Origin of the sequence: Amycolatopsis sp. NPDC023774 (assembly GCF_040639695.1) — a bacterium.
Lineage (GTDB): Bacteria > Actinomycetota > Actinomycetes > Mycobacteriales > Pseudonocardiaceae > Amycolatopsis.
In genome coordinates, this window is the sequence record NZ_JBFAAJ010000009.1 from 71,335 (window position 1) to 93,934 (window position 22,600).

Below are 22,600 nucleotides of genomic sequence, written 5' to 3' on the forward strand. Positions count from 1 at the left end.
GCCTCTCAGCCCGGAAGTTCGTCGTTGACCTCCGCGAGTCCCGCGGTCACGACCCGGCACGGCGCGCAGCTCGCGACGTGCCCGCCGATCACCGTCGAACGCCGCCGTGACAGCCCGCCGCGCACCCACGCACCCAAGTTGCGGCGCGCCTCCGCGCAGTACGGGTCCTCCGTGTGCGGCACCTGGACCTGCAGGTACGCCTGGCGCAGCCCCTCGCGCGCCCGTCCGGCGAGCACGGCGGCGCCGTTCGGCGAGACGCCCAGCAGCAGCCCGGCCTCCGCGGTCGAGCCCCCCTCCGCGGCGGTGCGCCACAGAACTGTTCGCCACCGGCCGGGCAACGTGCAGTACGCCGACCAGACGAGGTCGACATCGGACCGTCGCAGCGCTTCTTCCTCGGCCACCGCCCGCACGTCGGCGGACTCCGGGACGGTCTCGCACAGGTCGACGCGGTTGTGGTGCCGGCTCCAGCGCGCGGCAACGTTCCGCATCGTGACGATCAGGTACGGCCGGGCATTCTCACGTGGCCCGCCGCCCGCGCGCACGGTGGTGAGCACCCGCGTGAACGCCTCGGCGACCAGGTCCTCGCACTCCGCCGGCTGGTGGCGCCAGCGCGCGGCGGTGCGGCGCATCGGCTCGACGTGGCGGCGGTAGAGCCCCCCACTCGCGTGGAGGTCGCCGGCACGGACGGCCGCGAGCAGCACTGGGTCCGGCGGCTCGTCGTCCACGCAACTCCCCACGCAGTTCTCCAGGATCGTATGGACACTCTCCGTACGGATACTCATCGTGTTCAATAGGCACCCAAAGTAACAGGTACAGAAGTGTACCCGATATCGCGGGCAGCGCTACACTTTCCGCCGATGACGTCCCCGGGCACCTCGCACAAGGCCGACGGCCGGGCGGCGCGCTGGGCCGGCCAGCGAGAACGCCGTCGTCGCGAGTTCGTCGAGGCCGGGTTGCGCGCCATCGCGCGGCACGGGCCGGACGTGTCCACCGAGCAGATCGCCGACGAAGCGGGCGTCGCGCGCACACGGTTGTACAAGCACTTCGCCGATGCCACCGACCTGCAGTGCGCCATCGCCGACCGTGCGGGTGAGCTGATCACCGCCGAGTTCGCGCCCCTGTGGGACCCGCCCGGCACCCCCATGCAGATGATCCGGGGCGCGATCGGCGCCCACACGCGCTGGCTCGCCGACCACGCCCACCTCTACCGCTACCTGACGCGGGTCTCCGGCCGTCCCGGCACGCGCGACGTGGTCGCGGATGTGAAAACCGCCATCGCCCGCCAGCTGACCGTCGTGTTCGAGCGCTACCTCGTCACATACGCCATGGACACGCGCGTCGCCGACACGATCGCGTTCGCTCTCGTCGGCCTCGTCGAGTCCAGCACCGCACGCTGGCTGGAAAACCCCCGGGGCCTCGACCAGGGCGACCTGGCCACCCTCCTGGCCCGCTGGACCTGGCACATCCTCGACGACGCCCTCCGCGCCGGCGGCATCACGCTGGACCCGGATGTGCCGTTGCCGGAAAGCGTTGCCGGGCCTGGGGGGTCTTGAGTCGCTTGTGGACTGTGTTCGGTCGGGCCGCGGGCGGATCCGGGTGGCCTCACCGTCGGCGAGCAGTCCTTCGAGCACGTCGGCGATGGCGCTGACCCCGGGGGCGCGCACGATCAGGCCGTCGGGGAACCCCGAAGTAGCGGCCGCCGAGGGGCTCGACCTCGACGGCCTCGGCCGCCGTCTCGGCGGGCAGGTCCTTCTGCTTGCGTCCCCCATGCCCGCCATGGTGGCGACCACCCCTGCCGGAAACGATCGTTATCCTGGAGCGACCGTGCGGCGAGGAGCGAAACGATGGTGGTGGAGAAAGCGACGCGGACCTACCGGATGAGCCGGCGAGCCGACGCAGTGGAGGACACGCGCCGCCGGATCACGGAGGCGATCGTCGAGCTGCACGGGTCGATCGGTCCGGCGCGCACGACCATCGCGGGCATCGCCGAGACCGCCGGCGTCCAGCGCCACACCGTCTACCGCCACTTCCCGACCGAGGAAGAGCAGCTGGCCGCGTGCTCCCTGCACTTCTGGGGCCGCCACCCGCGCCCGGATCTCGAAGGCTGGCAGGCGATCGGCGAGCCGGCCGAGCGCGTCACGCACGCGTTGAAGCAGCTCTACGCTTTCTATTCCGAAGTGGAACCAATGCTCGTCAACGCCCTGCGCGACGCCGTCGAAATGCCCGCCGTCGAGCGCGCGCTCGGGTCGATGTCGGCGTTTCTCGAAGACGCCGCGAACCTGCTCTCCGCGGGCTGGTCGCCGGCCCGCGGGCGCAAGCGGTTCGTGCTCGCGGCGGTGCGCCACGCGCTCGCGTTCGGCACCTGGCGCTCACTCGTCCGCGAAGCCGGCCTGAACACCAACGACGCCGCGAAGCTCATGGCCACCATGGTCGCCGCCGCGAAAACCACGCCCTGACAACGGAACCGTCGGCGTGCGAGGCCCCTTGCACAGGATCCACTGTCCACAATTCGAGTGCGCAGCGACGGTTGATGAAAACTAGAGCACGCCGTGCGTACGCCGGTAACCGGTCGGCGTCGTGCCCACCTCGCGGCGGAAGATGGTCCGGAAGTTGGCCGCCGTGCCGAAACCGGTGGCCGCCGCGATGCGCTCGACGGGCCAGTCGGAGGTCTCCAGCAGCCGGCGTGCGCTGAGGATGCGGTGGTTGACGACCCAGCGCATCGGCGACATGCCCGTCTCGAGCTCGAAGTGCCGGATGAACGTGCGGCGCGGCAGGTTGCTGCGCTCGGCCATGCGCTGGACGGTGATCGGGTCGCCGATGTGCTCCATGACCCAGCTGCGCGTGGCCGAAAGATCGGTGCGCGCGGCGGTGAGCACGTCGACGTACTGCGGTTGCGCGCCACCGCGGGCGGGGGAGGCCACGACCTCCTTGCCGGCTTCGTGGGCGGCCGCCGCGCCGAAGTCGGTGCGGATGAGGTGCAGGCACGCGTCGATGCCGGCGCCGGCCCCCGCGGACGTGAGGATCTTTCCGTCTTCCACGAACAACTGGTTTTCCAGCACGCACACCGCCGGGTACTGCTCGCGCAAGGCGGCGAGGTAGCGCCAGTGCGTGGTCGCGTTGCGGCCGTCGAGCACGCCGCTCTCCGCGAGCGCGAACGCGCCGGTGCAGATCGCCACCACGCGGGCACCGCGGTCGGCGCCGAGGCGGATCACGTCGAGGTACTCATCGGGCAGCGGTACTTCGGGTTCGTCGTACCCGGGCACGATCACGATGTCGGCCTCAGGTGCGTCGGCCAGCGAATGCGACGGCGTGATGCCCAGCGGCGAACCCGTGGTCTCCTTGCCGCACACGAGCACGTGGTAACCCTCTTGACGGCCGAGGATGTGCGCGGGGATGCTGAAGTCGAGCCCCATGACCCGGGGCACGGCCAGCAGTGCCACGACCAGCTGCGTGTGGGGCAACGGACGTCTCCTCGGATCGCACCGGAACCAACTGCCGCCCAGGCTACTCGCAGTGGCACGATCCTTGCCCAATCTGGCATCGAAACGGCTGGTCAGAGCGGTCGGCCCGCTCGTAGTGTTCGGTCTCGACCGCGCGGCAGGAAGGCTGAAACCCATGAGCAAGCCGAACGAGAGGACCACGGAGAACTTCGGGGTCCCGTGGGAAGGCATCTACGGCTACGCCCAGGCCGTGAAACACGGCGACACCATCTACGTCTCCGGCCAGCTGTCCCACGACGGAGAACAGCTCGTGGCGCCCGCGCCGGTGGACGCCAACGGTGTCGTCACCGACTTTTCCGCCATGGAAGAGCAGATGCGCCGCTCGTACGTGAACGCCGCCGAGCTGCTGAAGCGCTTCGGCGCGACGCTGGCCGACGTCGTCGAAGAAGTGCTCTACGTCCTCGACATCGACGCGGCCTTCGCCGTGGCGGGTCCCGTGCGCAAGGCGGCCTACGGACGGGAGGACCCGCAGGTCGCCAGCACGCTGGTCGGCACGACGCGGCTCGCCTTCCCCGAGCAGCTCGTGGAGATCAAGCTGATCGCTCGGGTCTGACCCGTCCGAGGAGCGCTCTCGCCGGGGGGGGAATCCGGCGAGAGCGCTCAGGCGGCGTCGTGCGCCGAGTCGCGGCCGGCGTCCACGAAGAACGCCGCGACCACACCACCGATCGCGCACAGGATCCCGATCACCACGAACGCGGTGTTGTAGCCGTCGACCGGGTTGCCGGCGCCGTCGATCAGCGCGCCGGTCGCCCACGGCGCGATGATCCCCGACGTGCTCTGCAAGGCGATGAACAGGCTCAGCACGCTGGTGCGCTGCGAAGGCGCGGCCGCCGTGCCGATGGCCGCGTACACGATCGGCTGCGCCACCAGCGTCAGGCAGTAGCCGGCGACGAGGATGACGTAGGCGAGGTAGCGCGCGCTGCCCGCCAACGGCAGCACGGCCAGCAGCACCCCGCCGGCGGCGAGTGAGAGCGTCGGCACGAGGCCGTGGGCGATGCGTGCGGACACGCCTCGTGCGAGCAGCCGGTCGGTGAGCCAGCCGGACCCGAGCATGAACACCATGCCGATGATGCTCGGCAGTCCGAAGAGGACACCCGAGGTGAGCGTGGAGAACCCCAGCCCGGCTTCGAGGTAGGACGGGAACCAGCTGAACACCACGGAGATCAGCGCGTACATCGGGTACGTGGCCAGCAGGAGCACGATGAACGTCCGGCTCCTCGCCACCTTGAGGAACGTCCGTCGCCGCGCGGCTCGGTCCTCTTTGTCCGGTGCCTCGGGTGTGACCGCGAACGGCCCGGTGCGTCCCGCGAGCAGCCACACCGCGCACCAGACGAGGCCGGCGAGACCCAGCGCGAAGAACGCCGAGCGCCACCCGACGTGCACGATGAGCAGTGTCAGCAACGGCGCCGCCACGATCTTCGCGAGCGACGCGCCGGACGTGAGGATCGCCGTCGGCAATCCGCGGCGGTGCTTCGGGAACCAGCTGTACGCGGTGGAGTTCGCCACCGCCGTCGCCGGGCCTTCCGCCGCGCCCAGGCCGATGCGGGTCGCGAGCAGCACGCCGCCGCCCGCGAAGAAGAACACCGGCAGCTGCGTGGCTGCCCACAGCAGCGACATCACGAACAGCAGCCACTTCAGCGGCACGTGCCGCGTGGCGAGGAAGCCGACGCCGACGGCGCTGAGGCTGTAGAGGAAGTAGAACGAGCTGCTGATCAACCCGAACTGTGACGCCGACAGGTGCAGCTCCCGCATGAGCGGCTGGGCGGCGAGAGCGAGAGAGATGCGGTCGGCGAAGTTGAGGACCATGAAGACGGCGAGCAGGAGTAACACCGTCCATGCCATCACCGGCCGGTAGCGCGGCTCGGGTTCGGCGACGGTGACGAGCGGGATCTCCGGGGTTCTCGATGTGGTCACGGGATTCCCTTCGCTGGTGCGACGGCGTTGTCGCCCATCGCGGTGGTGGGGTTCTCCGAAGGAAGCGGGAGTGTCCGAAGTGGCCGGACGGTCGGCGCACGAGGCGTCCTGGCGATCGGTGTGAGGGACAGTATGTCGGAGTTGAGTTACAGTCAACACTTGCAACGTAATTGTCCCGCAAGCCCCGGCTTGCCGGCGGGAAAGTCCCACTGAACGCGGGGTGTCAGACGAGCTGTGGCTGCAGCTCCTCCGCGGCCTCCCGCAGCGCGGGCAGCACGCGTTCCCGCATGTCCGCCTCGGAGATCCGCTCCACGCTCGTCCCGATGTTCAGCGCGGCGATCGGCGTGCCGTCCCAGCGGCGCAGCGGCACGGCGGCGGAGTGGAAGCCCGCCTCGACCTCGTGGGCGACGTAGGCGCACCCGGCCTCGGCCACCTCGGCCACCTTCTTCTCCAAAGCGGCCACCCCGGCGTCGTCTAGGCCCGCGTGGCTGACCAGGTGGCGACGCCGGCGCTCGTCGTCGAGGCCGCTGAGCAGCACGAGGCCCAACGCGGACTGCGCGGCGGGCACCTGGAACCCGATGCCTTCGCCGATCGGCAGGGTGTGGCGTGGCAGTGCTCGCGCGATCATCACGGCCGCCGGCCCGTCGAGGACCGCGGCGGTGCAGGAGGCCTGGAAAACCTCGGCCAGGCGGTCGCACTGCGGCTGCAGAACCTGGCTCACCGGGTTGGTCGTGAGATAGGCCGACGCGAGTGTGAGCACCTTCGGGGCCAGGCGGTAGGCCTTGTCGTCGGCGACGACGTAACCCAGGTGCGCCAACGTGAGCAGGGCGCGGCGGACGGTCGCGCGGGGGAGCTCGAGCTTGCGGGCCAGCTGTGCCTGCGTGAGCCGCTCGGCCGTGTGGTCGAAGGCGGTGAGCACGAGCAGGCCGCGTTCGAGGGCTTCGGAGTAGTCCGCGCGGCTGGTGCCGTCCACTTCGCGGGCCGCCCGGCGGGCTTCGTCCCGCGCGTTGAGCTTCGACACTCCACCAGCTCCGTTCGATTAACGCACACCTTGTCGCGAAATGTAGCACGAAGGTCGCCCGAGACCTTGCGACGACGAACCACGCCTGTCTACAGTGCTCACATCAGAATCAAGTGTTCGTTAATTGAACAGATGCTGGTTCCACCAGACTGCCGGCCCCCACCACGCTGGACGATGAAGTCGCGAGGAGAACGCTGCCATGCGCGCGGATGACAACCGGAAGATCACCGAGACCGGGCCCGGCACTCCGGGCGGCGACTGGATGCGGCTGTACTGGCAGCCCGTGGCGCTGACCGAGGAGCTCGACACCGAACGCCCGGTCGTCGCGCTGCGGGTGCTCGGTGAGGACCTCGTGCTGTTCCGCAACGCCGACGGAACGCTGGGCCTCATCGACCGCCGTTGCGCCCACCGTGGCGCCGACCTTTCGCTGGGGCGCCTGGAAGACGGCGGCCTGCGCTGCTACTTCCACGGCTGGCTCTTCAACGGCAACGGGTCCTGTATGGACACTCCGGCCGAGCCCGAGGGCAGCAAGCTCAAGGCCAAGGTCAAGATCCGTTCATACCCGGTGCGGGAGTGCAACGGGATCGTGTGGGGCTACCTCGGCGACGGCGAGCCGCCGAACCTGCCCGCGCTCGACTGCTTCGTGGCGCCGCCGGAGTACACGTTCGCGTTCAAGGGTTACCTCGACTGCAACTGGCTGCAGGCGCTGGAGGTCGGGATCGACCCGGCGCACGCCTCCTACTTGCACCGCTTCGAGGAGGACGAGGACACGAGTGACAGTTACGGCAAGCAGTTCCGCGGCGCGTCGCTCGGCACGAACCTGCCGATGACGAAGATCCTTCGCGAGTACGGCCGGCCCGAGATCCTCAACGCCCGCACCGAATACGGCCAGCGCATCGTCGCCTTGCGCACGCTTGACAAGGACGGCCTCGACGGCTCGTCCACCCACGTGCGCATCACCCACCAGGTGTTCCCGCACGGCATCACGATCCCGCTGAGCTCCACCATGGCGATCACGCAGTGGCACGTGCCGATCGACGACGTCTCCTGCTACTGGTACGCGATGTTCACCAGCCTCGACGAGCCCGTGGACGCCGAAACCATGCGCGCGCAGCGGCTCGACGGCATCACGCTCCCGGACTACAAGCCGGTGCGCAACCGTGCGAACAACTACCGCTTCGACTTCGAGGAGCAGCGCACGCAGACCTACACCGGGCTGGGGCGCGACATCAACGTCCACGACCAGATGGCCGTCGAGGGCCAGGGTTACATCTACGACCGCAGCCGCGAGCACCTCAGCCGCTCCGACCGCGCGATCGTGACCTACCGGCGGATGGCGTTGCAGGCCATCGACACCGTTGCCGAAGGCGGCAGTCCAGACCTGCTGCTCAAGGACACCGCGGACGTCGAGAGCCGCGGCCCCATCCCGCTCGACGGCATCGGCCCCACCGGCCAGTGGGAGGACTACTGGGCGAGCTCGATCGCCGACCTGCGCAAGGCGAGCCCGTGGGCCTCGCACCTGCAGGCGGCGCTCGCGACGGGACCGGCGGGCGTGCCGGGTTCGGCGGTCGAGCCGGACCGGTCGTCGTTGCCCGACGCCTACGACCGCACGCGGGACTGAGGCATGGGGTTCATCGAGAAGTTCGGGCTCTGGACCGAGGAACAGCAGGAAGCGGCGAGAGCCGTCCTGGCGCGGGTCGGCGCGGAGGGCCTGCGGACGATCCGCGTGTCCTTTGTGGATCAGCACGGGATCCTGCACGGCAAGACGATCCCGGCGAGCGGGCTGGCCGCCGCGTTCCGCAGTGGCTTGAGCTGTGTGTCGACGCTGCTGTCGAAGGACACGTCCGGCACCACCGTGTTCTCGGCCTTCAACGCCGACGGCGGGCTCGGGGTGGCCGAGATGGCCGGGGCGGCCGACGTGGTGATGGTGCCGGATCCGACGACGTTCCACCTCGTGCCGTGGGCCGAGGACACCGCGCGGATCCTCTGTGACCTGCGGTTCCAGAACGGTGAGCAGGTGCCGTTCTGCAGCCGCGGCGTGTTCCGCACGGCGCTCGACCGCGCGAGCGTCGCCGGGTTCACTTACGTCACGGGGCTGGAGATCGAGTTCCACCTCTACCGGCGGGCCTCGCACTTCCCCAACGACGACGGCATCGGCCACTGCACCACGCCGACCCCGGTCGAGCCGATCAACCAGGGCAACCAGCTGCTGAGCGAGAACCTGGGTGACGAGGTCGAGCCCGCCACCCGGCGGATCCGCGAGGTGCTGGAACGGATGGGGATCGAGCTGCGCAGCATCGAGGTGGAGCTCGGTGCGAACCAGCTGGAGGTCACGCTCGACCCGGCCGCCGGTCTCGCTTCGGCGGACGCGATGGTGCTGTTGCGCAGCACGGTGAAACAGGTGGCGCGCCGCAACGGTTACCACGCGACGTTCATGTGCCGGCCGCACATCGCCGACAGCAAGTCGAGCGGCTGGCACCTGCACCAGAGCCTGGTCTCCCAGGACGGCGGGCGCAACGCCTTCGTCCCGGCCGACGGCGAGGGTGCCATTTCCCTGGTGGGCAAGCAGTTCATCGCCGGTCAGCTTGCGCACGCGAGTGCGGCGTGCGTGTTCGCCAACCCGACGGTGAACGGCTACAAGCGGTTCCAGCCGTACTCGATGGCGCCCGACCGGATCGCGTGGGCGCGGGACAACCGGGGCGCGATGATCCGGCTCGTCGGCTCGGCCGAGGACGGCACGACGCACATCGAGAACCGGGTGGGGGAGTCGGCGGCCAATCCGTATCTGTACATGGCGTCGCAGCTGCATTCGGGTCTGAACGGCGTCGAGGCCGAGTTGTCCTTGCCGGCTTCGGCCGATGATCCGTACACGACCGACGCCGGGCCACTGCCGGCGAACCTGGCCGCGGCCGTCGACGCGTTGGAGGCCGATACCGGGCTGCGGCGGGTGATGGGCGAGCAGTTCGTCGCGTACTACGCCGCGATCAAGCGGGCCGAGATCGCGCGGTTCGAACGGACGGTCACCGATTGGGAGCATCGTGAGTACTTCGACCTCTACTGATCTGTCGTTGCGGGTCACGCGCGTGACCTGGGAAGCCGAGGGGGTCGTGGGCCTTCGGCTGTCCGGTGGATCTCCGCTGCCGGCGTGGGAGCCGGGCGCGCATCTCGACCTGAAGCTGCCGTCGGGACTGGGCCGGCAGTACTCGTTGTGCGGGGACCCGGCCGACCGGCTGCACTACGACATCGCGGTGCGCCTGGAGGACGCCGGCCGTGGTGGGTCGGCCGAGATCCACGGCACGGCACTGGTCGGGCGTGAGCTGGTGGTGGAGCGGGTGCGCAACCACTTCCCGTTGGCGGACGCCGCGTCGTACCTGCTGATCGCCGGGGGGATCGGTGTGACGCCGCTGCTGCCGATGGCACGGGCCCTGACGGAGCGCGGGGCGGACTTTTCGGTGGTCTATTGTGGACACAGGGCCGCCACCATGGCCTTCCGCGCTGAACTGGCTGCGATCTGTGGTGACCGGGTGTCGTTCGTCGACACTGCGGTCGAGCCGCGGCCGGACCTGAAAGAGCTGATCGGCGCACTGCCCCCGGGCGCGGCCGTGTACTGCTGCGGCCCGGTCGGTCTGCTCGACAGCGTCACCGGAGTCTGCGAGGCCGCGGACGTGCGGTGCGAGACCGAGCACTTCGCCGCCGCCTTGCCTGCTCCGGATGATTCCGTGGACGGTGAGGTGGAGCTCGAACTCCGCCAGTCCGGCCTGACCTTGGTGGCCGACGCGGACACCACCCTGTTGCAGGCCATCCGCGACGCCGGCGTCGACGTCGAATCCGACTGCGAAGAGGGCTACTGCGGCACCTGCGAAACCCGGGTTCTGGAGGGCACGCCTGACCACCGCGACGTCGTGCTGTCGAACGCCGAACGCGCGGCCGGGAAGACGTTCTTCCCTTGCGTGAGCCGAGCCTGCGGCCGCAAGCTCGTGCTGGACCTGTAACCGGAATACCAGGAGGGAAACCAGGTGGGCGAGGAAAACCGGCCGAAGGTCGCCGTGGTGCGACCGGGGGACGAGTCGGACCGGGTGGCGCTGCCCGGGTTCGGCGCGGTGTTCAAACTGACGCACCAGAACAACGGCGGCGAGGTCGCGATCCTCGAACACCCGTTCGCGGTCGGCTCCATCACCGCGCCCCACCGCCACACCCGCGAGGACGAGCACTCGATCGTGCTGGCCGGCCAGATCGGCTTCCGCTCGGACGACGCTGAAGTCGTGCTCGGCCCGGGCGGCTACATCACCAAACCACGCGGCGAGATGCACGCCATGTGGAACGCCGGCAAAACCCCGGGCCGCATCGTCGAGGTCATCACCCCCGGCGGCTTCGAGACCTACTTCCGCGAGCTGAGCGAACTCCTCCTCGCCCACGCCGACGGCACCCTGGGCGACGCGGAGAACCTCCACGAGACCGACGAGTTCGCCCGCCTGGCCACCAAGTACGGCCTCACCTACGGCGCGCCGGACTGGCTGGACGACGTCGTCCAGCGCTACGACCTCGACGCGCCCAGCCACTGACGGGCGGGCGCCCGGCTCGGCCGTCGGGTTTCGTGACCGGCCTGACCGCTGTGCTCGGGCCTCGTCACCGGGCCGACCGCGAGTCTCGTCGGCGCGCTCGGCCGCCGCGCCCGCCCGTTCACTTTGAGTCGGGTTGGCGGTTCTGGCTGCCGCGGCTTGGCCGCGGGCCTGGCCGTTGCGCCTGTTCAGCGAACGGGCGAGCGTGCCCAGCCGCGGACGGCCGGGCGCCCCGAGAGGTCAGTTCGACGCGTCCGCCGTGTCGTCGCCGCCGTCGTCGAAGACTTCCAGGGCGCGGCGCTGGTGGAGCAGGCGGAAGACCGCGTCCAGCTCGGCCTCGAGTTTGGTCAGGCGTGTCTGTTCGTCGCGGGAGAGGCCACCGCCGTGGTGCATGGCGCGGGTGCGGAGGTCGTGCTCCTCGTCGAGAAGAGCCGCGAGGCGATCGGTGATCGCGTGTGCAGTCGTGCCCATGTCACCCACCTGGTCGAGCCGGCCCCGTGCCGGGTCGGGGCGACCCGGCCGGGATGACGTGAAACATGACAATCCCGGCCGGGCGTGTCATCAGGCCACCTTGGCCAGAGTCGCGCGGGCGGCGGCCACCACGGCTTCGGACGTGAACCCGAACTCGCGGAACAGCGTCGCGTAATCGGCCGAAGCGCCGTAGTGCTCGATCGAGACGATCTCGCCGGAATCACCCACGAACGGGTACCACGGCAACGCGATCCCGGCCTCCACCGCGACCCGCGCCTTCACCGACGGCGGCAGCACCGAATCGCGGTAAGCCTGATCCTGCGAAGCGAACCACTCGAAGCACGGCAGCGAAACCACACGCGTCGGCACGCCTTCGGCCTCCAGCCGCTCCCGCGCCGAAACGGCGAGCTGCAGCTCCGAGCCGGTCCCGATCAGCACCAACGCCGGGGCACCGTTCGAGGCCTCCGCCAGCACGTAACCGCCGCGAGCCACGCCTTCGGCCGAAGTTCCCGGCAGAACCGGCACCGGCTGCCGGGTCAACGCGAGTGCGGTCGGGTGATGGACGTCCTCGATCGCGGCCCGCCACGCGGCGACTGCCTCGTTCGCGTCGCCCGGACGCACCACGTTCAGGCCAGGAATCGCCCGCAGCGCCGAGAGGTGCTCGATCGGCTGGTGCGTGGGCCCGTCGCCGCCGACGCCGATGGAGTCGTGCGTCCACACGTACACCACCGGCAGCTGCATCAGCGCCGCCAGCCGCACCGACGGGCGCATGTAGTCGCTGAACGCAAGGTACGTCGCGCCGTAGGGCCGGGTGCCGCCGTGCAGCGCGATGCCGTTGAGGATGGCGCCCATCGCGTGCTCGCGGATGCCGAAGTGCAGGGTCCGCCCGTACGGTTCTGCGGCCCACATCTTCGTGGCCGCCGCGACCGGCCCGAACGAGTCGGCGCCCGTCATCGTCGAGTTGTTGCTCTCGGCGAGGTCGGCCGAACCGCCCCACAGCTCGGGCAGCGCGTCGGCCACCGCGTCGAGGAACGCGCCCGACCCCTTGCGCGTCGCCATCGAAGCGCCGACCTCGAACGACGGCAGCTCAGCGGCCCAGCCCTCCGGCAGCGCACGCGTCGAGAGACGCTGCCGCAGCGCGTGCCGCGAGGGGTGCGCCGCGGCCCACTTGTCGTATTCGCCCTGCCACTGCGCACGCCAAGCCGCCCCGCGCGCGACGGCCTTGCGGGTCAAAGCCAGCACGTCGTCCTCGACCACGAAGTGCTGCTCCGGGTCGAAGCCCAGCACCCGCTTCACCGCTGCGACCTCGTCGGCTCCGAGCGCGGAGCCGTGGATCTTGCCGGTGTTCATCTTGGTCGGTGCGGGGTAGCCGATCACCGTGCGGAGCCGGATGTACGACGGGCGCGGATCGGCCTTCGCCGCCGCGATGGCATCGTGGATCGCGGCGACGTCCTCGCCGTCCTCCACCACCTGCACGTGCCAGCCGTAGGCGCGGTAGCGCTCGTCCGTGTCCTCGGACAGCGCGATGTCCGTGTGGTCTTCGATCGAGATGTCGTTGTCGTCGTAGAACACGATCAGGTTCGCCAGCTGCTGGCGGCCCGCGATCGACGACGCCTCGGAGGTGACGCCCTCCTGGATGTCGCCGTCGGAGGCGATCACGTACACGAAGTGGTCGAACAGGCTCTGCCCCGGCGCGGGTTCGGGATCGAACAACCCGCGTTCGCGGCGCGACGCCATGGCCATGCCCACCGCGTTGGCCAGGCCCTGCCCGAGCGGACCGGTCGTGACCTCGACGCCCTGGGTGTGGCCGTACTCCGGGTGCCCCGGGGTGAGTGAACCCCACCTGCGCAGCTGCCGGAGGTCCTCCAGTTCGAGGCCGTAGCCGGCGAGGAACAGCTGGAGGTACAGCGTGAGGCTGGTGTGCCCGGCGGACAGGACGAACCGGTCGCGCGCCGGCCACGCGGGGTCGGCCGGGTCGTGGCGCATCTCCCGCTGGAACAGCGTGTACGCGAGCGGCGCGAGGCTCATCGCCGTACCGGGGTGGCCGCTGCCGGCCTTCTCGACGGCGTCGGCGGCGAGCACCCGGACGGTGTCCACGGCGCGGGTGTCGGTGGCCGTCCAGCCTGGTGGGAGGCGGCGGGTGGTGACGGTGTCGGGCACTGTGCTCAGACTTCCCTTGCGTAGTCGGGTTTCCGCCCGTGTGGTGCGCACACGCCGAGCCGGTTCCGCGTCGTCCGGCGGGCTTCCGGGGCGGCGCGATCGGTAGCCGAACTCGACTGTAATGAGCTGACGCGGACCCCGCCAACTCACCGTGGGCCGCTCTCAGCGGAGCTCAGCTGAGTGACTTTTCGGACCAGAGTGGTTCGGGAACGGACACGCCGAACTCGCTGCCCCACCGGTTGCGGCTGCTCACCTCGTGCACCGGGCGGCGGTTCGCGGCGATGCCCCACTTGCCGCGCGGGTACCCCATCGCGAGCATGGCGGTGAGCTCCCAGCCCTCGTCCTCGGGCACGTCGAGCAGCTTCATCACCCGATCGGACTCCAGGCGCAGCATCGTGGTGAGCACGCCGCCGACCCCTTCGGAACGCGCGGCGAGCAGCGCGCTCCAGATGGCGGGGTAGATGTTGGCTCCACCGTGGTCGTCGATGGAGAAGACGAACAGCAGCAGCGGGATCTCGGTGAAGTGGTCGGTCAGGAAGTCCCCGGACTTCGCGATCCGCCGCATCGTCTCGCGGTGGTTCTCGGGATCGTGGATCGGCTGCGCGAACGTGCCGGCTGAGATCTCCTCGTACTCCTTGGCCCGGCAGCGCCGCCAGATCGGGGCGAGTTCGGCCTTGATGCCCGGATCGTCCACGGCGAGGAAGTGCCAGCGCTGGGTGTTGCCGCCGTTCGGTGCCCGGATCGCGGCGTCGAGGATGCGGGCCTGCACGTCCAGGGGAATCGCGTCGGGATGCATGCGCCGCATCATCCGCGTGGTGTAGAGCGCTTCGTGGACGTCCATCGAGGGCACAGGCGGCATGGAGCCGATTATGCCTCGGTTTACATTACAGTCAATAATCGCAACGGATGCGGCTCACCGTTTGCCCGAAGTGGACGCCCGTCGCCGCGGCGCGGGCTTCTTCTCCAGCGCCGGCCAGAGCACGGCGACGACCGCCGCGGGGATCTCCGTTTTGGCTTCCCCGCGGTAGAACGCCGCGAAGTAGCTGCCGAAGCACATGGTCGCGATGGTGTGTTTGTCGATCTCGTCCCGCACGGCGCCGCGGTCCTGCAGCTGTGTCAGCACGCTTTCGACGAGCTCCACGCGGGGCTCGACGGCGTGCTTGCGCAGGATGTCGAGCAGCTCCGGGGTGCGGATCGCCTCGCCCGCGAAGTTGCCCATGAGCACCATGGCGTCCGGGTTGAAGTACGCCGGGTCGAGCCGGCGGACAGCCTCCGTGAGCGCCTCGCGCGGCTCGAGTCCGCTGAGGTCGAACGCGTACATGTCGCGCTGCTTGCGGAAACCGTAGTCGAGCGCGTCGACGACGAGGTCGAACTTCGTGGCCCAGCGCCGGTACAGCGTGGGGCGGCTGACCTTCGCGTCGGTGGCGATGTCGCCGATCGTCATGCGGGAGTAGCCGTCGAGGACGAGCCGCCGGCGCGTGGCGAGGATGATCGCCTCGTCGAGCGCGGCGTCCCGGGGGCGGCCGCCCGGCCGGGGTCCGTCTTCGGCGCCGACCTGCTCGTCCGCCGTCGTTTCGCGTGTCCGCGCCATGTTCCCACCTCGCCGAGAAACCGATCAGCGAAGCATATCGGATCCGTTACACGACGGTGTTGTTATCCTGATGGTTACGTGTACTCATTGTAATGAAACAGCGCTGGAGGAACGATCGTGGACGTCGAGGACTACCTCCACCGGATCGGCGCGGCCCGCCCCTCGGCGACGGATCCGGCGGCATTGCGCGAACTGCAGCGGCGGCACCTCGAGACCGTGCCGTTCGAGAACCTCGGGTTCTACCTGGGGGAGCAGATCGAGCTGGAGGAGCCGGCGCTGCTCGGCAAGATCGTGGGCCGGCGTCGTGGCGGGCTCTGTTACGAGCTCAACGGGGCTTTCGCCCTGCTGTTGCGCGAAGTCGGGTTCGACGTGCAGCTGCTGGCCGGCCGCGTGATGCGCCGGGAGGGGTTCTTCGGGCCGCCGTTCGACCACCTGGCGCTGCGTGTGGAGCTCGACGAACCGTGGCTGGTCGACGTGGGCTATGGCCGCTTCAGCCTCGCGCCACTGCGGCTGGGAACGACCGAGGTCCAGGTCGACCCGGGTGGCCGGTTCACCGTCGAGCCCGCGCCGCACGGCGACGTCGACGTGGTGTGCGACGGCGCGATCGTCTACCGGCTCGAGTCGCGGCCGCGCGAGCTCGACGACTTCGCCGCCATGGCGTGGTTCCACGAGACCTCGCCCGCCTCGCCGTTCACGCAGCGGCCGACGTGTTCGCGCTCGACCGCGGACGGACGCGTGACGATCACGGGTGCCCGCCTCATCGAGACGACCGGTGGGAACCGCGTCGAGCGGGTACTCGAAGGCGACGCCGCGATCCTCGCCGCCTACCGCGAGCACTTCGGAATGCGGCTCGACCGGGTGCCGAGTTCAGTTACAGCTCTTGACTGTAACTAAATGCGGACGTACGGTTCGAGAACGCCGAACCACAGCGGACCGAACGGAGTCGACGATGACCACGCCCCAGGAGCTGATCGACCGCAGCATCCCGTTCCTCGACGAGGTGAAGAACCGCACCGCGGGCGGGGAGCTCGAGTCCTGGCTCAACACCCGCTACGGACCGGACAGTGAGCTCTACCAGGACCTGGCCCGCATGATCACCGAAGGCGTCGAGGCCGGCTGGGCCGCCAACATCGAGGTCGAGGGCAAGAAGTACCGTCGCAGCCGCATCGCCGACCCGCAGGACGTGCTCAACTACTTCAGCATCACGGCCGTGTACATGGACAGCGTCGAGCCCTTCCGCGGCCAGTACCACCAGCACCCGTACGGCGAGCTCAACCTCGTGGTGCCGCTCGACCCCGACGCGAAGCTGATGGGTCCGAACGGCTGGAGCGGCCCCGGCTGGACCGCGCCCGGCCCGGGCAGCCACCACTACCCGGAGGTCAAGGGCGGCGCGCTGATCGCGTTGTTCTACCTGCCCGCCGGCCGGATCTCCTACGACATCCAGCCGCCCGCGGCCTGAACCCGGGGAGCCCAGCGCCATGAACCCGGCGTCCACGATCGAGGAAGCGATGGCGACGCGGCGCAGCTGCCGGGCGTTCCTGCCGACGCCCGTGCCACGCGCGGAGGTCGAACGGCTGCTCGCGCTGGCGTCGCGCTCGGCGAGCAACTCCAACAGCCAGCCGTGGCAGGTCCACGTGCTCACGGGCGCCGCCAAGCGCGCGTTGACGACCGACCTGCTGTGCGCGTACGACGAGGGCCGCCGCGCCGTCGGCGAGTTCGCCTACCAGCCGGCGGCGGACTCGTGGCCCGAGCCGTTCCGGTCGCGCCGCCGTCGCTTCGGTGAAGGCCTCTACTCCGAAACGCTCGGCATCGCGGCCGACGACACCGCCGGCCGCATCGGCCACCACCGGCGCAACTACGACTTCTTCGGCGCGCCGGTGGGGCTGGTGCTCACTGTGAGCCGGGGACCACTGCAGGGTGCGCTCGTGGACGCCGGCCTGTTCCTTCAAGGACTGATGTTGTCCGCGCGCGGAGCCGGGCTGCACACCTGCGCACAGGCTTCGTTCATCGATTACCACCCGGTGTTGCGCCGCCACCTCGACATCCCGGACGATCACATCGTCGTGTGCGGAATCGCACTCGGGTATGCCGACGATGACCACCGCCTCGGTGGACATCGCACCACACGGGAACCGGTGGAATCCTTCGTCACCTTCTACGATTCCGCCCCCGTGACCCACCAGGTGGAACCGGCATGACGGTCGACCGCGACCTCGTCTACGCGACGATCGACGGCACCCCGCTGATGGTGGATGTCCACCGCGCCCCCACCGCGGGGGCACCCGTCGTGCTCTACCTGCACGGCGGTGGGTGGACTCGCGGCGACCGGTCCGGCGAGGCCGCACGGCGGCAGACGCCTTTGGCGGACCACGGTGTGACCGTGGTGTCCGTCGATTACCGCCTGGCACCAGGAGCCGTGTTCCCGCAGCAGGTGCACGACGTCAAGGGCGCCGTGCGCTGGCTGCGGGCCAACGGCGCGCGCCTCGGCCTCGAGACCGAGCGGCTCGGCGTCTGGGGCGCGTCCGCCGGCGCGTACCTCGGTTCGCTGCTGGCGTTGTCGCCGGGTGATGGCGAGCTGGAGGGGACGGTCGGCGGCAACCTCGACGAGTCCAGCGCCGTGCAGGCCGCGGTGCACTGGTTCGGACAAGCCGACCTGGCGGCCACGGCGGCGCGCAGTGGGCTGGAGGCGAAGCTGCTGCCGTTCCACTTCGAAGCCGACTTCCTCGGCGGCGCGGACCCCGTGGGGCATTCACTGCTGACGCGGGTTTCGGAGTCGGCGCCACCGTTCCTGATCGCGCACGGCGACCGCGACCGGATCGTGCCGCCAGGGGAGGGCCGGGCGCTGCACGACGCGCTCGTGCGGGCCGGGGCGAGGAGCAGTTTCGTGCTGCTCGGCGGGGCCGGACACGAGGACGCCGCGTTCGACGGCCCGGTGAACCTCGCGACCACGGCGGCGTGGCTGCGCGCCGTTCTCGCTTGACACCGCACACGAGAGCCGGACGCGGCGGGCAGGCGCTACTCCGGGACTAAGCCACCCGGTTGTTTCGTTACGCGTAATAACCGTATCGAAATGACCGGAAGGAGCCCGCGATGTCCATGACCCCGACCGTGGAGCACTGGTTCGATTTCCTCTGCCCCTTCTGCTACATCGCCCAGGACCGCAACCGGGTGCTCCGCGAACACGGCGTGGTGGTGAACGAACACCCGCTCCAGATCCACCCCGAGATCGGCCCCGGCGGCAGCCCGGCCGGTCCCCGCGTCGGCCCGACCTACGAGTTCCTCGCCCGGGAGGCCGAAGCCGCGGGCCTGCCCCTCGAGTGGACGGACCGGATCGCGTACTCGCTGCCCGCACTGGGCGCGTACACCACGCTCGACGACCCCGAGGTCGCCGACCGCTTCGCCACCTCCGTGTTCAACGCCTACTTCGGCGAAGGCAAGGACCTCGAATCGCGCGACCTGCTCCTCAAGCTGACCGAGCAAGCCGGCGGTGACCCCGAGACCGTCCGCGCCGCCTGGGAATCGGGCGAAGCGGACCGCGCCGTGGGCCGCTCCGCGATCCTCGCCTACGAGAACGGCGTCGAGGGCACCCCCGCGTGGGTGGCGGGCGGCCGGAGCTTCAGCGGGTTGCGGCCACGTGAATGGTTCGTGACGTGGGCTGGGTCTCTCCGCTGAACCCCGCCCCTCACGGGATTCGTGTCACAGAGGTCTTTGCAGGTCAGCGCGGGTGATATCGTGCGACAAGATCACCCGCCCGGCCGATCGGTCCAGTCAGAAAGCCGCTCCACGATGGTTTTGTTCGGCACGGGTGATTCGCTCGCCTTCGCCTTCGACGAGTCCCACCGGCTGCGCATCTCGGTGCCGGCCGGCCAGCTGCCGTTGGCCGCCTTCCTCTACACCGACGCGCAAGCCGACGCCCACACCGTCGGGCAGCTCGTCGGCCTGCTTCGCCGAGCTCAGCGCGAAGCCAAGACCTGGCTCGGCAACGGCACTTCCGTCGTGTTCACCGGCGACAGCGTCGTGCTCGAAAGCCTCTACGGCACCTGGCCGCGCGCCGTCCTTCCGCAGCAGGTGTTCTTCGCGGCCCTCGACTCGCTGCACCGCTTCCTGCTCTCGGCCGGGGCGACCCCGGCCGAAACGGGGATCACGCGCAAGGCCTCCGAATACCGCAACCTCAAGAACGGCCGCTTCTCCTTCGTGGACCACACCTACTTCCCGCCCGACTGGACGCCCGAGGCCGTGTCCGCGGCCGGCACCGCCGCGTGGTCCTCGCCGGACGTCCTGCTCGACCCCGCTACCGGCGCCTGGTCCGGCACCTTCGCCGACCTGGAGATCGCCGGCTACCACAACCCGGAGACGGGTGAGGTGCTCACGTATTTCCCTGTGCAGCACTGATCCGCGTCCCCCGGCTCACGGCCATGGCGGGCTGGCAGTGGGACGAATCGCTGTACCCGGGCAGCGCGGCTAACTACGCGAGAGGCCGCGTAGCCTGTCCGGTCGCACTCGCCCGCGCACTGCGGCTCGACGGTCCCGGCCGCCTCCTCGACGTCGGCTGCGGCTCGGGCTCCCTCACGGTGCTGCTCGCCACTCACTTCGCGGAAGCTGTCGGCCTCGACGCCGACCTGCTCGCCGAAACCACCCGGCCGGCCGCGGCGAAGGGAATCACCACCACCCGCTGGGTCCACGAAAAGGCGGAGGATCTGCCGACCGGGCTGGGCGCGTTCCGGCTCGTCACGTTCGCCCGTCCTTTCACCGGCTCGACCGCCCGCGGGTCGCGGCGGCGGCGCGCGGAATGCTCGCCCCCGGCGGCGCCTGTGTCCACGTGCACGCCACCACCCATCGCGGCACCACGGCCGAATCGGCGCCACCTCACGAGCAGATCACCGACCTGGTGCGCGAGTCCCTCGGCCAACCCGGCGCGCGGGCCGCGGCACCCTCCCTGAAGGCACGCCCGCAGAGGAGACCGAGATCTACCGCGCCGCCGGGTTCACCGGCCCGGAACGGATCGCGTGGCAGGCCCCGGCGCCGTCCGGGACATCGACGACGTCGTCGCCACGGAGTTCTCGTTGTCCGGCTCCGCACCGCTCGCGTGGGCGCATTCGAGTCCGAATTGCGGGGCCTTCTCGCCGCCGCGAGCCCATCCGGAAAGTTTCGTGAGCAGATGCGCGAGTTCGTCGTCGATGTCTGGCGGACGTGAAATCGGGCCAGGTTGTCACACCAACGGGTGGTTTATTCGACGATCACTCCGCCGAGCACCGCGTGTCTCCGAATGAGCGGTCAGGATCCCCGCCCCGCAGGCGAAGCAGGACAAATCGCCTGCACCTCGCTGACCACGGCGAATCGTCGCGCAAGGGCGAATTTCCCTAGTCCCCCTAATGGGGTGGGGTCCGAAATCCCTAATGCCGATGCGCCGAACCCCCGGGGTGGCCCCCGATGGCCGCCGAACGGCGGCGTCCTATCTTCGTCCCGAACCCCTTCGACTTCGCGGCATGCCCACGACGGCCGAATCAATCAGTGCACAGGAGACAACAGACTATGGACGCGGTGCAGAACCTGCACGAATTCGCCATGACCCTGCTGAGCAACCCGCAGGCCGCGGCTGCCTACGCCGCCGACCCGCAGGGCGTGCTCGACACTGCTGGCCTGGCCGACGTTTCGCCGGCCGATGTGCAGGACATCATGCCGCTGCTGGCCGACACGGCCCCGCTGGCCGCCGCCCCGAGCCTGCCCGTCTTCGGCAACGTGCTCGCGCACGCCGCCGGCGAGCGCGCCGACCTGCCGAACGTGACCGGCCTGGCGAGCGGCCTGCCGAACCTGAGCGGCGTGTTCGAGACCGTCAGCGACGTCGCGGACTCGACCGGCCTCAACACCCTCACTCACTCCACTCTCGGCACCGTCTCGGACGTCGTCGACCACGTGGCCGGTGCGGTCAACGGTGTCCCGGTCGCCGGCCCGGTCGTGGCCGCCGGTGCAATCGACCTGGAGAACACCGTGAGCGCGGTGGGCGAGCACGTCTTCGACGGCAAGCTCGTGGGCTCCGCGGTCGACGCCGCCACCAACCACCTGGGCGACGCCCTCATGCCGAAGGCCGCCGTGGCCGCGCTGAACGACGTCCCGCTCGTCGGCGGCCCGGCGTCCGGTCTCGTCGAGGACGTCCGCGTCACCGGCGCCGGCCTGCTCGGCCACGTCAACCAGGCCATCGGCTCCACCCCGGTCGGCGTCCACGGCGACGAGCGCGCCGACTTCGGTGCCGCGGGCGACCTGTCGCACACGCTGGACCACGTCGTCCCGGCCGCGGCCGCCGTCCCGGCGCTGCCCGCGCTGCCGGCGGTTCCGGGTGTCCCGGCCGTCCCGGCTCTGCCGGCCGTCCCGAACGTGGCCGGCACCGTCGGCTCCGTGACCCACACCCTGTCGGCCGCCGCGCCGCAGGCCCCGGTCGCGGGCGACACCGTGCACCACGTGCTCGACACCGTCGGCCAGGCCGACACCGCGGGCATCCAGCACACCCCGATCGCCGACGTCGCGGACGCGACCCACACCGGCTCGCCGCTGGGTGGCGTCGAGACCCACGCGCAGGACCTGGTTCACGGCCTCGACCTGCACACCGCGACCGACGCGCTCGGCCACCTGCCGCTGCTCGGTCACTGAGTTCTGCCGCTCCACTCGAAAACAGGCCCGGACCGTTTGGTCCGGGCCTGTTTTCGGCTCCTCGGAAGACACTGTGCTCACGAAGGCGAAGGCGAAGGCGCGTGCGTCCGCCGGTAGTGGCGCGCCACCCGGGCGCGGTTGCCGCAGATGTTGCCCGTGCACCACTGCCGCCGCTTCGTCTCCGCGACGAACAGCATCGAGCAGGTGGGGTTCGCGCAGCGGCGCAGCTTCGCCAGCTGCGCCGGGGAGGACAGGAGCTCGATCGCCTCCGTGGCGATCGCCGCCAGTGCCGCGTTGCCGCCGTGTTCGGTGTGCCAGCGCGTGGCCGCGGTCAGCGCGCCCTCGGCGGCTTCGGCCAGCCGCAGGCTTCGCGGCACGGCCGAGGCGAACGCGTTGAGGTCCTCGATCGAAACGGCCTGCGGCGCCCGGGCCTCCAGATGCGACTCCAGCAAGTCACGGATCGCCGCGCGCAGCCGTCGCGTCGCCGCAGCGGCCGGGATGCTCGTCTCGGGCAGCCGGAGCAGCTGCAACCGCCACCAGGTCTCGTAGCCGTCCGTCGGTTCGATCAGGTCCACGGCGGGGTCCACCGCCGTCATGAGGGTGTCGGCGAGGTCGAGGGCCACGAGCGGCTCGCCACCCATGGGGAACCCGGCTGCCTGCACGTCCTCGAGGGTCGGTCCGGCGGTCATGGCTCCACGATATCCATCACATCGCCGCGGGGTGGCCGAGGCGCTGTTAG

At 70.2% G+C, this 22,600-nt stretch carries 24 protein-coding genes; 15 read left to right on the forward strand and 9 right to left on the reverse strand.

The genetic code is table 11. The annotated features are described in order from the left end of the window. Positions 1 to 5 precede the first annotated feature (5 nt). The gene (locus tag AB0F91_RS20645; protein WP_360599379.1) at positions 6 to 725 is read right to left on the reverse strand and encodes a sigma-70 family RNA polymerase sigma factor; all 720 of its coding nucleotides are present in this window, start codon (positions 723 to 725) and stop codon (positions 6 to 8) included. Positions 726 to 857: 132 nt separating this feature from the next. On the opposite strand from AB0F91_RS20645, the gene AB0F91_RS20650 reads away from it, so the two are divergent. Beyond that, complete coding sequence (locus tag AB0F91_RS20650) at positions 858 to 1,553, forward strand: TetR/AcrR family transcriptional regulator (protein ID WP_360599381.1); 696 nt, start codon at positions 858 to 860, stop codon at positions 1,551 to 1,553. 291 nt (positions 1,554 to 1,844) lie between these two features. Beyond that, complete coding sequence (locus AB0F91_RS20655; RefSeq protein WP_360599383.1) at positions 1,845 to 2,456, forward strand: TetR/AcrR family transcriptional regulator; 612 nt, start codon at positions 1,845 to 1,847, stop codon at positions 2,454 to 2,456. An 81-nt stretch (positions 2,457 to 2,537) separates the two neighbouring features. Here AB0F91_RS20655 and AB0F91_RS20660 read toward each other — a convergent pair whose 3' ends face one another. Next, positions 2,538 to 3,461: a helix-turn-helix domain-containing protein gene (locus AB0F91_RS20660; protein WP_360599386.1), complete on the reverse strand. Its 924-nt coding sequence runs from the start codon at positions 3,459 to 3,461 to the stop codon at positions 2,538 to 2,540. A 154-nt stretch (positions 3,462 to 3,615) separates the two neighbouring features. Between AB0F91_RS20660 and AB0F91_RS20665 the strand changes: the two genes are divergently transcribed. Then, a complete protein-coding gene (locus AB0F91_RS20665; protein ID WP_360599388.1) occupies positions 3,616 to 4,053 on the forward strand; it encodes a Rid family hydrolase in 438 nt (145 codons plus the stop codon). Positions 4,054 to 4,100: 47 nt separating this feature from the next. Here the strand turns inward: AB0F91_RS20665 and AB0F91_RS20670 are convergent, their stop codons facing one another. Together AB0F91_RS20670 and AB0F91_RS20675 are read right to left on the reverse strand one after the other, a co-directional pair. After that, positions 4,101 to 5,414, reverse strand: coding sequence for an MFS transporter (locus tag AB0F91_RS20670; protein WP_360599390.1), 1,314 nt, complete (start codon positions 5,412 to 5,414; stop codon positions 4,101 to 4,103). A gap of 223 nt (positions 5,415 to 5,637) precedes the next feature. After that, positions 5,638 to 6,435: an IclR family transcriptional regulator C-terminal domain-containing protein gene (locus tag AB0F91_RS20675; RefSeq protein ID WP_360599393.1), complete on the reverse strand. Its 798-nt coding sequence runs from the start codon at positions 6,433 to 6,435 to the stop codon at positions 5,638 to 5,640. A gap of 199 nt (positions 6,436 to 6,634) precedes the next feature. Between AB0F91_RS20675 and AB0F91_RS20680 the strand changes: the two genes are divergently transcribed. From AB0F91_RS20680 to AB0F91_RS20695, 4 genes are read left to right on the forward strand one after another with little or no spacing between them, the layout of a single operon-like run. Then, positions 6,635 to 8,056: an aromatic ring-hydroxylating dioxygenase subunit alpha gene (locus tag AB0F91_RS20680; protein WP_360599395.1), complete on the forward strand. Its 1,422-nt coding sequence runs from the start codon at positions 6,635 to 6,637 to the stop codon at positions 8,054 to 8,056. Positions 8,057 to 8,059: 3 nt separating this feature from the next. Then, a complete protein-coding gene (locus tag AB0F91_RS20685) occupies positions 8,060 to 9,496 on the forward strand; it encodes a glutamine synthetase family protein (protein ID WP_360599397.1) in 1,437 nt (478 codons plus the stop codon). Next, positions 9,474 to 10,427, forward strand: coding sequence for a PDR/VanB family oxidoreductase (locus AB0F91_RS20690; protein WP_360599400.1), 954 nt, complete (start codon positions 9,474 to 9,476; stop codon positions 10,425 to 10,427). The genes AB0F91_RS20685 and AB0F91_RS20690 overlap by 23 nt, the downstream gene beginning before the upstream one ends. Before the next feature lie 24 nt (positions 10,428 to 10,451). Next, the gene (locus tag AB0F91_RS20695) at positions 10,452 to 10,997 is read left to right on the forward strand and encodes a cupin domain-containing protein (RefSeq protein WP_360599402.1); all 546 of its coding nucleotides are present in this window, start codon (positions 10,452 to 10,454) and stop codon (positions 10,995 to 10,997) included. A gap of 237 nt (positions 10,998 to 11,234) precedes the next feature. Here AB0F91_RS20695 and AB0F91_RS20700 read toward each other — a convergent pair whose 3' ends face one another. From AB0F91_RS20700 to AB0F91_RS20715, 4 genes are all read right to left on the reverse strand, one after another. Then, entirely contained in the window at positions 11,235 to 11,465 is a 231-nt protein-coding gene (locus AB0F91_RS20700; RefSeq protein WP_360599404.1) for a DUF2630 family protein, read from the reverse strand. A 90-nt stretch (positions 11,466 to 11,555) separates the two neighbouring features. Beyond that, entirely contained in the window at positions 11,556 to 13,625 is a 2,070-nt protein-coding gene (gene tkt, locus AB0F91_RS20705) for a transketolase (protein WP_360599406.1), read from the reverse strand. 172 nt (positions 13,626 to 13,797) lie between these two features. Further along, positions 13,798 to 14,484: a nitroreductase family protein gene (locus AB0F91_RS20710; RefSeq protein ID WP_360599408.1), complete on the reverse strand. Its 687-nt coding sequence runs from the start codon at positions 14,482 to 14,484 to the stop codon at positions 13,798 to 13,800. 54 nt (positions 14,485 to 14,538) lie between these two features. Further along, positions 14,539 to 15,216: a TetR/AcrR family transcriptional regulator gene (locus tag AB0F91_RS20715; RefSeq protein ID WP_360599410.1), complete on the reverse strand. Its 678-nt coding sequence runs from the start codon at positions 15,214 to 15,216 to the stop codon at positions 14,539 to 14,541. A 117-nt stretch (positions 15,217 to 15,333) separates the two neighbouring features. Here AB0F91_RS20715 and AB0F91_RS20720 point away from each other — a divergent pair, with 117 nt between their 5' ends. From AB0F91_RS20720 to AB0F91_RS20755, 8 genes are all read left to right on the forward strand, one after another. Further along, entirely contained in the window at positions 15,334 to 16,110 is a 777-nt protein-coding gene (locus AB0F91_RS20720; RefSeq protein WP_360599413.1) for an arylamine N-acetyltransferase, read from the forward strand. A gap of 55 nt (positions 16,111 to 16,165) precedes the next feature. After that, a complete protein-coding gene (locus tag AB0F91_RS20725) occupies positions 16,166 to 16,675 on the forward strand; it encodes a DUF4863 family protein (protein WP_360599415.1) in 510 nt (169 codons plus the stop codon). Positions 16,676 to 16,694: 19 nt separating this feature from the next. Next, positions 16,695 to 17,414 carry a nitroreductase gene (locus tag AB0F91_RS20730; RefSeq protein WP_360599417.1) on the forward strand — a complete coding sequence of 240 codons (720 nt, stop codon included), beginning with the start codon at positions 16,695 to 16,697 and terminating at the stop codon, positions 17,412 to 17,414. Continuing rightward, entirely contained in the window at positions 17,411 to 18,196 is a 786-nt protein-coding gene (locus tag AB0F91_RS20735) for an alpha/beta hydrolase (protein ID WP_360599419.1), read from the forward strand. Before AB0F91_RS20730 ends, AB0F91_RS20735 begins: the two co-directional genes overlap by 4 nt. A 110-nt stretch (positions 18,197 to 18,306) precedes the next feature. Then, the gene (locus tag AB0F91_RS20740) at positions 18,307 to 18,888 is read left to right on the forward strand and encodes a DsbA family protein (RefSeq protein ID WP_360599421.1); all 582 of its coding nucleotides are present in this window, start codon (positions 18,307 to 18,309) and stop codon (positions 18,886 to 18,888) included. 114 nt (positions 18,889 to 19,002) lie between these two features. Beyond that, positions 19,003 to 19,608: a hypothetical protein gene (locus AB0F91_RS20745; protein ID WP_360599423.1), complete on the forward strand. Its 606-nt coding sequence runs from the start codon at positions 19,003 to 19,005 to the stop codon at positions 19,606 to 19,608. 23 nt (positions 19,609 to 19,631) lie between these two features. Next, positions 19,632 to 20,156: a class I SAM-dependent methyltransferase gene (locus AB0F91_RS20750; RefSeq protein WP_360599426.1), complete on the forward strand. Its 525-nt coding sequence runs from the start codon at positions 19,632 to 19,634 to the stop codon at positions 20,154 to 20,156. A gap of 592 nt (positions 20,157 to 20,748) precedes the next feature. After that, positions 20,749 to 21,861, forward strand: coding sequence for an IniB N-terminal domain-containing protein (locus AB0F91_RS20755; protein WP_360599428.1), 1,113 nt, complete (start codon positions 20,749 to 20,751; stop codon positions 21,859 to 21,861). A 77-nt stretch (positions 21,862 to 21,938) separates the two neighbouring features. Here the strand turns inward: AB0F91_RS20755 and AB0F91_RS20760 are convergent, their stop codons facing one another. Further along, on the reverse strand, positions 21,939 to 22,550 hold the full coding sequence (locus AB0F91_RS20760; protein ID WP_360599430.1) for a CGNR zinc finger domain-containing protein: 612 nt from the start codon (positions 22,548 to 22,550) through the stop codon (positions 21,939 to 21,941). Positions 22,551 to 22,600 lie beyond the last annotated feature (50 nt).

Coding starts and splice junctions, on each gene's coding strand:
- AB0F91_RS20650 (WP_360599381.1), top strand. CDS start 858: ATGACGTCCCCGGGCACCTCGCACAAGGCCGACGGCCGGGCGGCGCGC.
- AB0F91_RS20655 (WP_360599383.1), top strand. CDS start 1,845: ATGGTGGTGGAGAAAGCGACGCGGACCTACCGGATGAGCCGGCGAGCC.
- AB0F91_RS20665 (WP_360599388.1), top strand. CDS start 3,616: ATGAGCAAGCCGAACGAGAGGACCACGGAGAACTTCGGGGTCCCGTGG.
- AB0F91_RS20680 (WP_360599395.1), top strand. CDS start 6,635: ATGCGCGCGGATGACAACCGGAAGATCACCGAGACCGGGCCCGGCACT.
- AB0F91_RS20685 (WP_360599397.1), top strand. CDS start 8,060: ATGGGGTTCATCGAGAAGTTCGGGCTCTGGACCGAGGAACAGCAGGAA.
- AB0F91_RS20700 (WP_360599404.1), bottom strand. CDS start 11,465: ATGGGCACGACTGCACACGCGATCACCGATCGCCTCGCGGCTCTTCTC.
- AB0F91_RS20710 (WP_360599408.1), bottom strand. CDS start 14,484: ATGCCGCCTGTGCCCTCGATGGACGTCCACGAAGCGCTCTACACCACG.
- AB0F91_RS20715 (WP_360599410.1), bottom strand. CDS start 15,216: ATGGCGCGGACACGCGAAACGACGGCGGACGAGCAGGTCGGCGCCGAA.
- AB0F91_RS20725 (WP_360599415.1), top strand. CDS start 16,166: ATGACCACGCCCCAGGAGCTGATCGACCGCAGCATCCCGTTCCTCGAC.
- AB0F91_RS20730 (WP_360599417.1), top strand. CDS start 16,695: ATGAACCCGGCGTCCACGATCGAGGAAGCGATGGCGACGCGGCGCAGC.
- AB0F91_RS20735 (WP_360599419.1), top strand. CDS start 17,411: ATGACGGTCGACCGCGACCTCGTCTACGCGACGATCGACGGCACCCCG.
- AB0F91_RS20740 (WP_360599421.1), top strand. CDS start 18,307: ATGTCCATGACCCCGACCGTGGAGCACTGGTTCGATTTCCTCTGCCCC.
- AB0F91_RS20745 (WP_360599423.1), top strand. CDS start 19,003: ATGGTTTTGTTCGGCACGGGTGATTCGCTCGCCTTCGCCTTCGACGAG.
- AB0F91_RS20750 (WP_360599426.1), top strand. CDS start 19,632: ATGGCGGGCTGGCAGTGGGACGAATCGCTGTACCCGGGCAGCGCGGCT.
- AB0F91_RS20755 (WP_360599428.1), top strand. CDS start 20,749: ATGGACGCGGTGCAGAACCTGCACGAATTCGCCATGACCCTGCTGAGC.
- AB0F91_RS20760 (WP_360599430.1), bottom strand. CDS start 22,550: ATGACCGCCGGACCGACCCTCGAGGACGTGCAGGCAGCCGGGTTCCCC.